Origin of the sequence: Desulfonatronum thiosulfatophilum (assembly GCF_900104215.1) — a bacterium.
GTDB lineage: Bacteria > Desulfobacterota > Desulfovibrionia > Desulfovibrionales > Desulfonatronaceae > Desulfonatronum > Desulfonatronum thiosulfatophilum.
In genome coordinates this window covers 1-14099 of record NZ_FMXO01000005.1, presented here as the reverse complement: position 1 = coordinate 14099, position 14099 = coordinate 1, and the positions used below count along the sequence as shown (strand labels likewise).

The window sequence follows — 14099 nt, the reverse complement described above, 5'->3', positions numbered from 1 at the left end:
TAAGGTTTTGTGGTTCTTTCGTCCTGTACACCTTTTGAAAGGAGTTGCATTATGAACAAACGGTTTTCCAAGCTTGTATTGTTTTCCTTGACGGCTTTGCTCGCCTTGCTACTGGCGACATCCGCCATGGCCCAGACCGAACGTATTGTACCCAGAGCAGAAAACTTCCTGTTCTTTGTGGACCATTCCGGTTCCATGGCCATGAGTGCTCCGAACGAAACCAGTAACTCCCTGGCCCCCCGCCACGACCCGAACAAGCTGGGAAAGATCGGCTACGTTAAAGAAATACTTCGGGCAATCAACAACGACATCCCGAACATGCCATTCAATGCCGGCCTTTACACCTATGGGCCTTTCCAGGAATACATCGCTCCGGCTCCTTATGCTCAGGGACGTCTGGATCAAGGCATTGATCGCCTGCAGGATCGATACGACATCTTCGGGCGTCTGACGCCCATGGGTCTCGGCTTGCAGTCCCTGGACACCGTCGTCTCCGGCCTTTCCGATCGCCGCGCGGTGATCATGGTCACGGACGGTGAATCCAACCTCGGCGCCGATCCTTTGCCGGTCATAGAAAACATGTACGCCAAGTACGGCAACAACATCTGCTTCCACGTCATCAGCTTCGCCCAAACCCCGGCCGAGGTAGCCCAGGTACAGCAGATTGCGGCCATCAACCCCTGCTCCGTTACCGTGGATGGAATGGACCTGCTGGACGACGCCAGGCGTGACGACTTCATGCGTAGGGTTTTTTACGACACCGAAATCATTCCCGCAGCACCGGTCGTCGAACCCGAACCAGCGCCCGCTCCTCCGGTGGAAGAAGTCATCGTTTTCCGCAACGTCAACTTCGACTTCGATCGTTCCGAGATCCGTCCCGAATTCGTCCCCGTCCTGCGGGAAGCAGCTGAGATTATTCAAACTCGCCCCGGCAGAATGGTATTCGTTGACGGCCATACCTGCAACATCGGACCGGCTGAGTACAACATGGGTCTTTCCCAGCGCCGCGCCGCCTCCGTCCGTGATTTCCTGGTCAATGAAGGCGTGGCCGCGGAACGCATCCAGACTCAAGGTTTCGGTCTGACCGCTCCTCGCTTTGACAACAATACCCGCGAAGGTCGCTCCCTGAACCGTCGCGTGGAAATCCGCTTCGAATAAAGTTCGGGTCGCATCCCCCTCCTCATCCGGGGAGGGGGCCTTTTACCAATTAATCATGCCATGAAGTTCAAAAGAACCCTGTTGTTGATGTTTCTGCTCTTGTTGCCGCCCATGCATTTGGTGGCCTCTGGACGCGACGTGCTTGCCGTTCCCGTGGTACCAAGCCATGTTGAGCAGCAATTCTCCGATTTTTCACACAAATGGATTGACAAGATTGATCGAAACTTTGCCTCCCGTATCGGAAAGATGGAGATAATTCCTCATTCCGGAGGCTATCTCGCTCGTTACATGCAAATCGACCGGGATTCGATTTCCTGGTCCGTCAAGACAATCTCCGGCTCGCCTCTCAACTACATCGGCCTTCTGGAATATGTGGAATGGACTTATGAATGCATGGCTCCCACCCGCGAGGCGGTGGAACAGGGCCCCTTCGTGAGGGTCCGCGGGCGCCAGGTTACGGAGATATTTCAGTACGACAAGAACAAATGGCTTGAGTAACGGCACCTTGCGTATGACAAAAAAAAGCGATTCGGATGAACCGAATCGCTTTTTTTTTGTATCCCGGCGGGAGCTGCAGCGCAGCAAACCGGATTTAATCAACCAGAAACGTTTATTCCCGGTTGCGTCCGATATGCAGCAAAGAAAAATAGGATAGCTGCTCAGGTACGTTGTCCAAGTTTGAATAAACGGACTCGCCCGACAGACCGCAACGCTCCACCAACCTTGCCCTCTTGTCCAAACCTTTGTCTCTCAGTGCTTTCCTGAGAATCGCAAACCGTTTGGCCGGTTTCAATATCACCACCGCGTCCGCGGTGTTTAAAAGCCGATCCAGCTGCTCCGGTTCCGCGTTTCCCGTGGTCACGGCAAGACACTCATCTCCTTCCACCAATGTCCGCCCCAATCGTGCCGCCGAGGCCTGATACGAGGTGATGCCGGGGATGATCCGGATGTCGACATCGGCATCACACTTCCGCATATCTCGAGACAAGTGACCGAAGGTGCTGTAAATCAACGGATCGCCCAGGGTGATGAACGCGGCGCTTCGGCCGGTATTCAGGTGCTCCAGCACGGCCTGGGCGTTTTGCATTCGGGCGCGGCAACGTATTTCATCGTCTCGGGTCATGGGGAAGTCCAACCGCCGGATCAAAACGTCTTCTCTCAAATGAGGTCGGATAATGTCTAGAGCCAGAGAAAAGTCGTTCTTGATCGAAGCCGGTGCAAACACCGTGTCCACCACGGCCAATGCCTTCACCGCGGCCAGAGTGATCAGATCAGGATCTCCCGGTCCGACGCCGATTCCATACAATATGCCTTGCTTCGATCTCATCTATAAATCCTGTTACAATATTCAACTCGCTTTCTCGAGATGCAAATCTTATCTATTGTTGTTTTTGTGATCTGCATGAGGTGAGAAATTCACGTACCTACACATATACCCATACCAACATTAATCCGAGCAGAAGACGATACACGACAAAAGGCTGCATGCCCACAGTTCGGATAAATTTCAGAAAATAGTGAATGCACAGATAGGCGCTGATGCCGGAAAGAAGCGTGGCGATTCCGATGATGCCCCACTGAACGGGTTCGGGCTGGTTGAGGAGATGTCTGGCCTCCAGTGCGCCGGCCAAAAAAATGACCGGAATGGACAGCAGAAAGGAGAAGCGGGCCGCTCCATCCCGGCTCAATCCCATGAACAGACCGGCGGTCATGGTGATCCCGGACCGGGATGTGCCGGGAATCAAGGCAACTGCCTGGGCGCAGCCGATGACCATAATATCCTTCCAGGTCAGGCTATGTTCATTACGATCACCCTTGCGGCGCCAGTCCGCCAGTCCGAGAAGCAGGCCGAAGAACATCAGGCCGAAGGCAAGAATCAAGGGGTCACGCAAATGCATGGCCACGACATCGCGAAAGATCAAGCCGGCCAAGCCTACGGGAATGGTCCCGAGAATAACGGCCCACCCCAGCCGTGAGCTTGAGGTGTGCCCCTTGCCGGTGAGGGACCGAGTAAAATCCCGCACTATTTCAATGAGGTCCGTCCGAAAATAGCAGACTACGGCCACTAGGCTGCCCATGTGCACGGCAACGTCAAAAGTCAGTCCCTGGTCCTCCCAATCCGTAAGGGCGGACACAAGTATCAAATGCGCTGAACTGGAAATGGGCAGGAATTCGGTCAGCCCCTGGACCAGGGCCAGAATAGCGGCTTGCAGTAGGTTCATGAATACTCCGCTGAGTCGAGATGTTGATGCTGCCGATCCGGAATGAAAATAAAAAAATCGGCCCAACGCCGATCATCTGTTTATGCAGGTTTTATAAACCTAGTTGATGCAATTTTTCCTCCAGATTGAGGCATTCCAGGGTCATCTCATCAGCCGACAGGATTCCCGGTACGAGGTACGGCCGGCCATAAACGACCCTACAGTGCGCTCCAGGCCAAGGTAGCTGGAACTTGTCCCAGGCATTTTGAAAAACAAAGGAGCGGGACATGAACACCCGCAGCGGCAAAAGATGGACTCCGGTCTTGGCGGCCAGGTAGATCGCGCCTTCCTTAACCTTGTGCCGTGGCCCTCGCGGACCGTCTACGGTAAACACCACGTCCGCACCGTGCTCGCGCATCTCTTTGCGCGCCGCGATCAGTGCACCCGCTCCGCCGCGTCGGCTGGATCCTCTGGCCAGTTTATAGCCAAAACGGGCCATGACCTGGGAGAGAAATTCCCCGTCACGACTCTGGCTGACTACGGCCACGACACCTTGATCCCGGTGCAGGTGAAGTAGCGGAAAGAGTTCGTCATGCCAGCAGGGGACGACGAATCTCACACCCCGCCCGCGCATCTGCTCGCATTCCTCAAAATTTTCCTGGGAGTAGCGCAGTGTTCGGCTCAGCAGGTTCGTGAGCATTGCGGCTATCGGTACAAATCGTACCGGATTGATGCGCAGCCTCATGCCGAGGCTTCTAAGGCAGATGGAGTGCGAACACAAGAAGGACGCCGGTTCTCAAGTAAATGCTCAATAAGACCGAGCAATCGATTACGAAAAAAGACCTGGATCCAGGCTTTCGCCGGAGTGACGAATCAGGGCAGATGGTTGCCTGTTTGCGGTCAACCGGCGGAAGCCGGCGCGTTATTGCGACCCATGGAGAGCTGCCTGGTGTTACCATTTTCTTCATTTCTCAGGCGATATAGACAAAAACTATTACATTTGCTGAAGTCTATTGAGAATCCTAATTTGATCAAGACGCTCGTCTTTCATAGGATCATTCTAACATTCCATCCACCATCATATACATGAGGAACAAGTATGCACCAAAAAGATCTGGATTGCCGGGGATTACCCTGCCCGCAACCCGTTGTGCAATGCAAGCACAGCATCGACCAGGACAAGCCTGACGAAATCTCCATTCTCGTGGACAATGAAGCAGCCCGTCAAAATGTCACCCGTTTTTTAAAGTCCCAGGGCTACCATGTCGACGACCAGAAGGAAGCCGAGAGTACGTGGCTGATCAAGGGATCTTTCGAGGAAGGAAGCCTCATCACCCGGGATGCTGAGCAGACAGAGGCAACTTCTCAACCAGCAACAGAGATCAGAACCCTGGTTTTTCTCAGCGCTCCCGGCATTGGCGAGGGAGATCCGGCCCTGGGCGAAAAACTGATGGTCAATTTTCTGGCCACTTTGCCGGAAATGGGTTCGCAGCTGTGGCGGATGATCCTGGTCAACGGAGCGGTACAGCTGGCCGCTAAAGACCATCCGTGTCTGGAGAGCCTGCAAAAACTCGAAGCCCTCGGCGTCTCCATCCTGGTCTGCGGCACATGTCTCACGCATTTCGGACTCATGGAAAAGAAGGCCGTTGGGCAGACCACGAACATGCTGGACGTCGTAACCAGCCTGCAAATGGCAGGAAAGGTCATTCGTCCATAAAACTTCTCGCCTCGCAGCCTCTTTCAGGTTGCCATTCGCCTTCCCCCCTCTTCCGCATCGACGACCGCCTCTAATCATTCCGGTGATTTACCCGTCATGGACGTGGTCGTCGATGCGCAGGCACTTCCGTTGCTCTTCAGATAGTGACTCCATATTCACCATAAGTTATCTTTGTGAAAAGATACTTTCTTGAACCATCTTCAACGGATGACCCATGACGCACATCACCGATCGCATCGGCAACTCGCTCAAGAACATAAGCACCACGACAACTTCGATGCCGACTTTTTTTCTCGCCTTTTTCTGCATCTTTCTCTTACTCCTGCTCGTGGCCTGTGACCGCGGGGAAGAAGTCAAAGCCGTGGACTTCAGCAAGACCGTACCCCTTCCTTCACCGGAAGCGACTCCGCCTGATCGTCCTGTTCTGCGCGGGGCCGTGGGCGCGATGATCTCACCGAAGGAAACTCATGAGATTTATCTGCAACTCCTGGCCTACATTAGTGACCGCATGGACATGGAGCTGGAGTTCATCCAGCGTCAAACCTATGCCGAGGTCAACGAACTGCTAGGCCGGGGCGATTTGGACTTGGCGTTCATCTGTTCCGGTCCGTATGCTCTGGGACGGGAAGAATTCGATTTTGAGCTGCTGGCCACCCCGGTCGTTCAGGGGGAACACGAATACCGTTCCTATCTGATCGTCCACCAGGAAAGTCCGTTCCAGAGTCTGGAAGACCTGCGCGGGACCACCTTCGCGTTCACGGACCCGCAGTCCAATACCGGCCGGTTGGTCCCTGAATACTGGCTGGCTCGGATGGGCGAACGCCCGGAAACCTTTTTCCGGGACGTGATCTACACCTACAGTCACGACAACTCCATTCAGGCCGTGGCCCAGGGATTGGTGGATGGCGCGGCAGTGGACAACCTGATCTGGGATTTCTTTGATCAGAAAAAACCCGTCCACACCTCCCGGACCCGGATCATCAAAACTTCGGATTCCTACGGTATCCCGCCGATCGTTGTTTCCAGCTCCCTGCCGCCAGAACTGACCGATCAGATCCGGGACCTGCTGCTGGGAATGCATGGGGATCCCCATGGCGCGGCCATCCTTCATGAGTTAATGATCGACCGTTTTGTCAGGGCCGACAAGGCCTGGTACGCATCGATTCAGGATCTCCACGACACGATTGACGCCCTCCGGATCAACCAGCAACCATGAAGTATTCCCGCTCACTGAAGGGGACCCTGCTTTTCGCCGTCGCCGGCCTGGTGGTGCTCAGCACGTTATTGACGGCATTGCTGGCATCCCATCGCTACGCCCAAAGCCTGGAACAGACCCTTGCCGCCCAGACGGAAAACGTCGGACGCGCCCTGGCTGCCGAGGCCGCCGACCTGGTCCTGGTCAACGACCTTGTCAGTCTGCGCAACATGCTGGAACGCCAGCGCAATGCCCACCCTGCCCTGACCTACCTGTTCATTGTCCGTGACGGCCGAATTCTGGCCAGCACCTTCGGTATCGAAATGCCGGCCGATCTGCTCGCGTTCAACCTTCCGGAACACTTGGCGGGCGACGAAATGAGCCTGCACCGGATTGTCACCGAAACCGGGAGCCGCCATCTGGACATGGCGTTGCCGATTTTCGACGGTCACGCCGGAATACTCCGCCTGGGAGTTTCCGAGGACCATCTGCGCCGCGAAGTGCGCAACCTCTGGACCTCCATCGGCATCGTGGCCCTGCTCATCCTGATTCCAGCCCTCGCCGGGGGGCTGCTTTTTCTGAACCGCATGACCCGGCCACTGCTCGCCCTGGTACAGGCTGCCCAGAACTTCGCGCCGGGAAAGGCCCCTGATCCGCTCCCGCTCCATGGGCAAAAAGAAATCGCCGTGCTGGCCGAAGCGTTCAATATCATGACCAGGCGCATACACGAATACACGCGGCGTCTGGAGGATCAGGCTCTGGAGCTCGAGCAGGCCCAGAGCCAGTTGCGGGCATCTTGTGAGATCGTGCGCAATGTCTCGGCGCTCGGCTCTTTGCGCGAAATCGGCACCTACCTGATCCGGCGGACCAAGGAGATCGTGCACTGCGGGGAGGTCAATCTGCTGGTCTTCAATGCTGATCGGACAATGTTTTTCGTGATCAGCTCCGAGGAAATATTTGAAGTCTTCGCACCAGAAGCCATCGCTTCGGCCGAGGCCCAGCTTCATGGCATGGAACCGATTTTTCAGCCGCGGACGCCGTTGTTTGACCCTCCATTGATTTCCAATACATTGAAAGAACTCCCGAACCAGGCCATCCTCCCCCTGCACCATGAGGATCGTCTCTGTGGCGCCATGATTATTGGCTGCGCCGTAAACCTCCCCTTCCAACACCAGGATCTGGAACTGGTCAGCCTTGTCCTGGCCCAAGCTTCCGGAACCTTACGCCGTGCCGCGCAACAGGAGGTGGAGTCGGGCAAGTTTCAATCCCGCCAGGATGCCCTGCCCGGATTTATGGGCATCATCGGCCGGGACGCGAAACTGCGGCAGATCTTTCAACTTATCGAGGACGTGGCGGCCACGGACGCCACGGTCCTGATCCAGGGGGAATCGGGCACGGGCAAGGAACTGGTGGCCAGGGCCATCCATGATCTCAGCCCGCGCAAGAGCAACCCCTTCGTAGTCATCAACTGCTCCGCCTATCCGGCCACACTCCTGGAAAGTGAACTGTTCGGCCATGAACGAGGAGCGTTCACCGGGGCACAGAAACAGCGCCCGGGGCGGTTCGAACAGGCCAACGGCGGAACCGTGTTTCTGGATGAAATCGGTGAAATCTCGGCCACGGCCCAGGTCAAACTCTTGCGTGTCCTGCAGACCCAGCGGTTTGAACGAGTCGGCGGAGACAAGACCGTGGACGTGGATGTGCGCATTGTCGCGGCCACGAACAAAAATCTCCTGGAAGAGGTCAAGGCGGGAAATTTTCGCGAGGATCTCTACTATCGTCTGGACGTCGTGCCCATCAATCTTCCACCATTGCGTGAACGCGGCAATGACGTTGTTCTCCTGGCCGGACATTTCCTGCGCCGCTTCCGCTCTGAGCAGGAAAAGACCGTCGCTGAGATCAGTCCCAAAGCCATGCGCCTGCTCCTGGATTACTCCTGGCCGGGCAATGTTCGGGAACTGGAGAATGTCATTGAGCAGGCCACGGTTTTGGCCAAGTCCAATGTCGTCACACCGGAAGAACTGCCCACCCGGCTCAGGACCGCCTTGGGTCCATCCTCAAGCGCGTCCCCGACCTTGGAGGAACAGGAGCGGATCATCATCCAGGAAGTCCTGGAATCCTGCTCCTGGAACAAAAAACTGGCCGCACAACGCCTGGGCATCGGCCGCAGCACGCTCTACGCCAAGATCAAACGCCTGGGGATCACCGTCCCGGAGGATGCGTAATCAACCATTGCGAACGTTTTCTTCCTGGCATTTTATTTTAGAATATCCCATTAAGTTGAAATAAAGATGGATTGTGTTTTAGGTTTAAGGCAGGCGGATGCTGCGTAAACTTCAAGGCAGATACGTGACCATATCGACGGTGGGTGAGAAGGCTCAGGCAGCGGTTTCATGACTCCTTCCAAACAGAGAGGATTTGAATGAGCGAAATTGAATTGAGCAAAAACCTGTTGGCGGGAATTTTTGCGATGAATAACCAACTGGCTGAGATAGATGACTCGGTGTTTATTCAAATTATCAAAGCAGGAATAGACCGTGCGGCAACTGGCGACGCCAGGGTTCATGCTCAGCTTCTTGAGCATGCGATCGCTTTGTACACAGAGTCATGGCTCCAGCAGGCATTTGAAGAAGACGAAGATGCAGATGTGGAAATGGAGAAAAACGAGGCTAGGGAATCATTCATGAAAAACTATACTGCCGATGCCTAGCACGTCACCCGATTTGTTTTGTTCAGGCATAATGGCCGCTCTAAGGCAAAAAAACGGCTTGTTTTTGAACAGATCGTTAAACAATTCAGCATATTAACCCGGCCAGATACAGCTCTGGGAGGACCTGTCGCGAACTGAGACTGAATATGAATCTCCGGAGTGGCATAGTGAAGTGCTTGTGCGCGCGAAGAGGATATCCGGGCTGGCAGAGATGAGTTTGTGCCCTGGGAGGAAGCGAAGCGAACTTGATATGTCTGCAGGTTGGTTCAGCCCGCCCCAAAGCTAGACAAATTGTCTTGATTTTTCCTTCCTGGCGCTTTATTTTAGGATACATCCTTAAGTTGAAATAAGGCCGAATTGTATTTTAGGTTTGAGGCACGCGGATGCAGCGAGAAATCCAAGGCAGATACGTGACCATTTCGACGGTGGGCGAGAAGGCTCAGGCCTTCGTGCCCGCGCCGCTGCCACCGCGTCCGCCCATCGACTGGACGCCGGAGTTGCGCGGCAAGTTCGATCAGGCGCTGCTGGCACTCGGGCGGCTGGATAGCGTCTCGACCTTGCTGCCGGACACATCGCTTTTCCTCTACATGTACGTCCGTAAGGAAGCGGTGCTCTCCTCCATGATCGAGGGCACGCAGTCGTCCCTGTCCGACCTTCTGTTGTACGAACTGGATCAGGTGCCCGGCGTCCCCCTGGATGACGTGCGGGAGGTCAGCAACTATGTCGCCGCCCTGGATCGCGGCCTGCACCTGCTGGAAAAAGGATTGCCTCTCTCGCTTCGGCTGTTCCGCGAAATCCATGGCGTTCTGCTGGCCGAGGGACGCGGCGGCAGCCAGGCCCCTGGTGAGTTCAGGCGCACCCAGAACTGGATCGGCGGCACCAGACCGGGCAATGCAGCCTTTGTTCCGCCTCCGGCCGAAGAGGTACTGGAGTGCATGAGCAAGCTGGAACTCTTCCTCCACGACCAGCCGGAGTCGACCCCGGTACTGCTCAAGGCGGCGCTGGCCCATGTTCAGTTCGAAACGATCCACCCGTTTTTGGATGGGAACGGCCGTCTGGGACGTCTGTTGATCACTTTGCTGTTATGTGAACAGAAGGTGCTGAAGACGCCAATGCTCTATCTCAGCCTCTACTTCAAGACGCACCGCCGGTATTACTACGAATTGCTGAACACCGTGCGCCTGACCGGCGACTGGGAAGCCTGGCTCGACTTCTTCTCCGAGGCGGTGATCGTCACCGCCACCCAGGCCGCGGAAACCGCCCGGCAGCTCCTCGACCTGTCAAACCAGGATCGCGACAAGATCAGCGGCCTCGGTCGGGCCGCGACCTCAACCCTGCAGGTTCACCGGGCCCTGATGGAACATCCCCTCGCCACATCGGGTTCACTGGTGCAGAAAACCCGCATCACACCGGCCACCGTGAACAAAGCCCTTTCCCACCTGGAACAGCTCGGCATCGTCAAAGAGCTGACCTCCCAAAAACGCAACCGCCTGTTCAGCTATGCGGGGTATATTGAGATCATGAGCCGTGGTACAGAACTGCCGGGCATGTAGTTCTGGTCGAGTCTCCATGGCCGGTGACAACTCATTTGAACCACTCCCCGCTTGGCGCGTTCATGGCTACTGATCGCGATGGGTGCTTGCAAAAGCAAGCTGCCCTGGGATACGGCGCGAGTCTACGGAAAAACAGTGCGATCATCAAAAAAAAGAACGTGATACGCCAAATTCAAGACTTGGCTACAATGGTACGCATCGTGGGCGAGGCCAAGAAGTATCCCATCACAGATGAGAATCACGACCATAAAGTACACGCCATAGAACGCTTGAAGGAACAAGAATTAAAAAACGACCGAGACCTTGCCGCTTTTACCTAAAAGCCCAGTAACTCTTCCCCCTCAAGTGATTATGCCCCCACTAGCAAAGCCACGCAGATGGAGTGAGAATGGCCCGAGAACGAACAAGCATGTTTGAAGACATCATCCTTGCCGCCAACAAGCTGCCTTGGTGGGCATGTTTCATATTGGCGGCGGTGTCCTACGTTATTCTTGATTATATTGCCTCCCGCCCCTTGCCTGACATTACCGGTGACCCGATGCGGATTGCGGATGTCGTTGCCCCCACCCTTGTTTCCCACATGGCCTTTTTCGGAAAGATAATTCTGCCACTCGCATTCGGATTCGCGGGAATTGCCTCGGCTATCAATGCGTACAGGCAGAAAAAACTGTTCGCCGATGTCCAGTCGCGGCCACGAGCGTCTACATTGCAGGCCATGTCCTGGCAGGAATTCGAGCGGCTTGTGGCGGAACACTTCCGCCGACAAGGCTTCTCAGTAACCCGAAATGGAGGTGCCGGGCCGGACGGCGGCGTGGATTTGGATCTGCGCAAGGGCGAAGAAATCCACTTGGTGCAGTGCAAGCAGTGGAAGGCGTACAAGGTCGGGGTTCAGCCGGTGCGGGAATTCTACGGAATCATGTCCGCCCGAGGCGCTGCCGGAGGCTTTTTCATCACCTCCGGAACGTACACAACGGATGCCAGGACTTTCGCCCATGGGCTCAATCTGGAACTGATCGACGGCCAACGGCTGCTGGCCCTGATCGATCAAACTAGGTTGCACGACGTCGGACAGGACGCTTCCGCCTTTGTCCCGCCTGCTGACGACACTCCCCTCTGCCCCAGATGCAGCGCGAGAATGACCATGCGCACCGCCCGTAAAGGACCGTGGGCAGGACGAGAATTCTGGGGCTGCGTCAATTTTCCCGGTTGCAAGGGAACGCGGACCATGGATGTTGATAAAACGTGAGAAGCCGGAATTTTACAGTGCCAATTTCAGGGGCAAAATGGACGTTCTAAGGTAAAATAGCTGGCTGTTTTTGAATATATAACTAGATAATTCAGCATATTAAGTCTGCCCGACCCCAATTCCAGGAGCTTGGAAGAGCTCGGCTGTAATTTATTTTTTGACATAGCATGAATACCGTGTTACCGTGTTTACATGATACGATCATTTAAAAACCAAGCCACTGAAGATGTTTTCGATGGGAATAACAGCAAGATCGCCCGAAAAATATGCCCACAATATCTTTGGACTTTGGCAGCACGAAAACTGGAACAGGTTGACTCCGCAACAAACCTTGATGATCTAAAAGTACCCCCGGGAAATCGTTTGGAGGCGCTGTCAGGGATTCGTGATGGGCAGTATAGTGTTCGAATCAATGATCAGTATCGAATATGTTTTAAATGGGATAATGGTAATGCAGACAATGTTGAAATTGTCGATTATCACTGAAAGGAGGATATTATGGTTAGAATTCCAAAATTTAGGGAGCCCACGCATCCTGGAAAAATGCTAATGGAGGATTTTTTGGCTCCAATGTCAATAACTCAACGTGATTTGTCTGATGCGATTCATGTCCCTTACCAGCGAATTAATGAGATAGTAAATGAACGGCGCGGAATTACACCAAGCACAGCTTTACGCTTGGCAAAATTTTTTAATATGTCAGATGATTTCTGGATGAATATGCAACTTCGTTGGGACTTGTATCGTGCCAAAAATTCAGAAGAAAAGGAACTGCGTCTGATTAAGCCATACATTCCTTCTGAATGCACAGCTCATATTTAGATTAATCCGCTCCCTCTGTGTTATTTGAGTGAGATTCCCGATTTTGCGGCGAAAGGCGAGAGCTCGACTAGATGAAAATAGCGGCATTAGAACCTGGGCTTTTTGGGAAGCTTCCGGGTGTAGTTGGAATTCGCGTCAATTGGCAGAAGAACCTGAGAACGACAACGGCCTTGAGACTGAGCTTTGTGAGGAACCAGAATTTTGAGTACCCATTTTGGGGGCAAAATGGGTGTTCTAAGGCAAGATAACGGCCTGTTTTGGAGCAAATGACCAGACAATTCAGCATGTTGTCTCGGTCCGACCCCAATCTAACTCCACATGAAGCACTACCAGAAGGCGGCCGTCCTGCTCAATCTGGCCAATGCGCTCAAGGAAAAGGGAAGCTGGTGCGGGGAAACGCATATCCAGAAAGCCACATTCTTTTTGCAAAGCATGTTGGGGGTCGGGCTTGGCTATGAATTCATTCTATACAAGCACGGTCCGTACTCCTTCAATCATCAAGGATGACCTGTCCTCGTTTTTGGCCGACGATATTTTTTGGTTCTTCGACGTTTGATGTGGAATTGACTGACCACAACCTGTTTAGGTAGCCCTCTCCGCAGGAGGGCTTGCCATGTTTGCTGAAGAAATTTTTGCCTTGGGCCTGGGCCTTACGCCGCCTTGGAAAGTTATGAGCCAACATCTCGACACAGAGGACACCCCGACCAAGCTCATGTTAGAGATCGGAGCCGAGCGGGGTGTCCTGTATCCGTGTCCCAAATGCGGTTCCGCATGCAAGGCCCACGACTTCAAGGAGTACACCTGGAGACACTTGAACTTCTTTCAGCATCATTGCTACCTCACGGCTCGAGTGCCGCGGATTGATTGCCTTGAACATGGCATCCGCCGGGTGGAAGTCCCTTGGGCCAGAGAAGGCAGTCGTTTCACCCTGCTTTTCGAGCAAGTGGTCATGTCCCTTGTCCGTGAGATGCCGGTCAACGCCGTTGCTCGCCACGTTGAAGTCACGGATAAACGCTTGTGGCGCATCGTCCGCCATTATGTGTCCAAAGCCATTGCCGCACTGGATCTGAAGAGCCTTAAGGCTGTCGGCCTGGATGAGACGGCCTCCAAACGCGGACACAACTATATCACCGTTTTCATCGACCTGGACCGGACCGAAAAACCTGTGATCTTCGCGACCCCCGGCAAAGGCAAAGAAGGCCTGGCGAAGTTCTGTTCGTTCATTGAGGCGCACGGCGGTCATCCCGATAACGTCATCGAGGTTGTCTGCGACATGTCGCCAGCTTTCCTTTCGGCCATTGAGAAAGAATTCAAGGCCGCCAAGGTCACAGTAGACTGGTTCCATGTGGTCCAACTCTTCACCAAGGCTGTCGATGATGTCAGAAAGCTGGAGGCTAAGCAGACCAAACTGCCGGAGCATACCCGCTGGACCGTGCTCAAAGGCGGGGAAAAAGGACGCACAGATGGCCAAAAGAACGCTCTGCTGGAACTCGTCGA

The 14099-nt window shown here is 54.4% G+C and carries 16 protein-coding genes; 13 read left to right on the top strand and 3 right to left on the bottom strand.

Annotation, left to right across the window (positions count from 1 at the left end):
• Window positions 1–51 precede the first annotated feature (51 nt).
• Window positions 52–1158, top strand: coding sequence for an OmpA family protein (locus BLP93_RS04910; protein WP_092117971.1), 1107 nt, complete (start codon window positions 52–54; stop codon window positions 1156–1158).
• 60 nt (window positions 1159–1218) lie between these two features.
• Window positions 1219–1656: a hypothetical protein gene (locus tag BLP93_RS04905; RefSeq protein ID WP_092117968.1), complete on the top strand. Its 438-nt coding sequence runs from the start codon at window positions 1219–1221 to the stop codon at window positions 1654–1656.
• 112 nt (window positions 1657–1768) lie between these two features.
• Here BLP93_RS04905 and cobI read toward each other — a convergent pair whose 3' ends face one another.
• The 3 genes from cobI to BLP93_RS04890 form a co-directional block, all read right to left on the bottom strand.
• Window positions 1769–2485 carry a precorrin-2 C(20)-methyltransferase gene (gene cobI, locus BLP93_RS04900; RefSeq protein WP_092117965.1) on the bottom strand — a complete coding sequence of 239 codons (717 nt, stop codon included), beginning with the start codon at window positions 2483–2485 and terminating at the stop codon, window positions 1769–1771.
• 97 nt (window positions 2486–2582) lie between these two features.
• A complete protein-coding gene (locus BLP93_RS04895; RefSeq protein ID WP_092117962.1) occupies window positions 2583–3380 on the bottom strand; it encodes an undecaprenyl-diphosphate phosphatase in 798 nt (265 codons plus the stop codon).
• 91 nt (window positions 3381–3471) lie between these two features.
• Window positions 3472–4104, bottom strand: a complete 633-nt coding sequence (locus BLP93_RS04890) for a lysophospholipid acyltransferase family protein (protein ID WP_092117959.1) — start codon at window positions 4102–4104, stop codon at window positions 3472–3474.
• A gap of 354 nt (window positions 4105–4458) precedes the next feature.
• On the opposite strand from BLP93_RS04890, the gene yedF reads away from it, so the two are divergent.
• The 11 genes from yedF to BLP93_RS04830 form a co-directional block, all read left to right on the top strand.
• Window positions 4459–5076, top strand: coding sequence for a sulfurtransferase-like selenium metabolism protein YedF (gene yedF / locus BLP93_RS04880; RefSeq protein WP_092117953.1), 618 nt, complete (start codon window positions 4459–4461; stop codon window positions 5074–5076).
• Window positions 5077–5290: 214 nt separating this feature from the next.
• Window positions 5291–6292, top strand: coding sequence for a substrate-binding domain-containing protein (locus BLP93_RS04875; protein WP_244148646.1), 1002 nt, complete (start codon window positions 5291–5293; stop codon window positions 6290–6292).
• Window positions 6289–8496, top strand: a complete 2208-nt coding sequence (locus BLP93_RS04870; RefSeq protein ID WP_092117950.1) for a sigma 54-interacting transcriptional regulator — start codon at window positions 6289–6291, stop codon at window positions 8494–8496. Before BLP93_RS04875 ends, BLP93_RS04870 begins: the two co-directional genes overlap by 4 nt.
• 197 nt (window positions 8497–8693) lie before the next feature.
• Complete coding sequence (locus BLP93_RS04865; RefSeq protein WP_092117947.1) at window positions 8694–8981, top strand: hypothetical protein; 288 nt, start codon at window positions 8694–8696, stop codon at window positions 8979–8981.
• A 383-nt stretch (window positions 8982–9364) separates the two neighbouring features.
• The gene (locus BLP93_RS04860) at window positions 9365–10534 is read left to right on the top strand and encodes a Fic family protein (RefSeq protein WP_092117944.1); all 1170 of its coding nucleotides are present in this window, start codon (window positions 9365–9367) and stop codon (window positions 10532–10534) included.
• A 62-nt stretch (window positions 10535–10596) separates the two neighbouring features.
• A complete protein-coding gene (locus BLP93_RS04855) occupies window positions 10597–10854 on the top strand; it encodes a hypothetical protein (protein ID WP_092117941.1) in 258 nt (85 codons plus the stop codon).
• A gap of 68 nt (window positions 10855–10922) precedes the next feature.
• The gene (locus BLP93_RS04850) at window positions 10923–11780 is read left to right on the top strand and encodes a restriction endonuclease (RefSeq protein WP_092117939.1); all 858 of its coding nucleotides are present in this window, start codon (window positions 10923–10925) and stop codon (window positions 11778–11780) included.
• Between the two features lie 192 nt (window positions 11781–11972).
• Window positions 11973–12266 (top strand): type II toxin-antitoxin system RelE/ParE family toxin, encoded by a 294-nt coding sequence (locus BLP93_RS04845; RefSeq protein ID WP_092117936.1) that lies wholly within the window; start codon window positions 11973–11975, stop codon window positions 12264–12266.
• Window positions 12267–12278: 12 nt separating this feature from the next.
• On the top strand, window positions 12279–12602 hold the full coding sequence (locus tag BLP93_RS04840) for a HigA family addiction module antitoxin (protein ID WP_092117933.1): 324 nt from the start codon (window positions 12279–12281) through the stop codon (window positions 12600–12602).
• 318 nt (window positions 12603–12920) lie between these two features.
• Complete coding sequence (locus BLP93_RS17105; protein WP_092117930.1) at window positions 12921–13109, top strand: hypothetical protein; 189 nt, start codon at window positions 12921–12923, stop codon at window positions 13107–13109.
• Window positions 13110–13215: 106 nt separating this feature from the next.
• Window positions 13216–14099: ISL3 family transposase (locus BLP93_RS04830; protein WP_139162921.1), on the top strand; the 884-nt coding region annotated here is incomplete at its 3' end.

Excerpts from the sequence above, each read along its gene's own strand:
- BLP93_RS04910 (WP_092117971.1), top strand. The coding sequence starts at position 52 with ATGAACAAACGGTTTTCCAAGCTTGTATTGTTTTCCTTGACGGCTTTG.
- BLP93_RS04905 (WP_092117968.1), top strand. The coding sequence starts at position 1,219 with ATGAAGTTCAAAAGAACCCTGTTGTTGATGTTTCTGCTCTTGTTGCCG.
- cobI (WP_092117965.1), bottom strand. The coding sequence starts at position 2,485 with ATGAGATCGAAGCAAGGCATATTGTATGGAATCGGCGTCGGACCGGGA.
- BLP93_RS04895 (WP_092117962.1), bottom strand. The coding sequence starts at position 3,380 with ATGAACCTACTGCAAGCCGCTATTCTGGCCCTGGTCCAGGGGCTGACC.
- BLP93_RS04890 (WP_092117959.1), bottom strand. The coding sequence starts at position 4,104 with ATGAGGCTGCGCATCAATCCGGTACGATTTGTACCGATAGCCGCAATG.
- yedF (WP_092117953.1), top strand. The coding sequence starts at position 4,459 with ATGCACCAAAAAGATCTGGATTGCCGGGGATTACCCTGCCCGCAACCC.
- BLP93_RS04875 (WP_244148646.1), top strand. The coding sequence starts at position 5,291 with ATGACGCACATCACCGATCGCATCGGCAACTCGCTCAAGAACATAAGC.
- BLP93_RS04870 (WP_092117950.1), top strand. The coding sequence starts at position 6,289 with ATGAAGTATTCCCGCTCACTGAAGGGGACCCTGCTTTTCGCCGTCGCC.
- BLP93_RS04865 (WP_092117947.1), top strand. The coding sequence starts at position 8,694 with ATGAGCGAAATTGAATTGAGCAAAAACCTGTTGGCGGGAATTTTTGCG.
- BLP93_RS04860 (WP_092117944.1), top strand. The coding sequence starts at position 9,365 with ATGCAGCGAGAAATCCAAGGCAGATACGTGACCATTTCGACGGTGGGC.
- BLP93_RS04855 (WP_092117941.1), top strand. The coding sequence starts at position 10,597 with ATGGCTACTGATCGCGATGGGTGCTTGCAAAAGCAAGCTGCCCTGGGA.
- BLP93_RS04850 (WP_092117939.1), top strand. The coding sequence starts at position 10,923 with ATGGCCCGAGAACGAACAAGCATGTTTGAAGACATCATCCTTGCCGCC.
- BLP93_RS04845 (WP_092117936.1), top strand. The coding sequence starts at position 11,973 with ATGATACGATCATTTAAAAACCAAGCCACTGAAGATGTTTTCGATGGG.
- BLP93_RS04840 (WP_092117933.1), top strand. The coding sequence starts at position 12,279 with ATGGTTAGAATTCCAAAATTTAGGGAGCCCACGCATCCTGGAAAAATG.
- BLP93_RS17105 (WP_092117930.1), top strand. The coding sequence starts at position 12,921 with ATGAAGCACTACCAGAAGGCGGCCGTCCTGCTCAATCTGGCCAATGCG.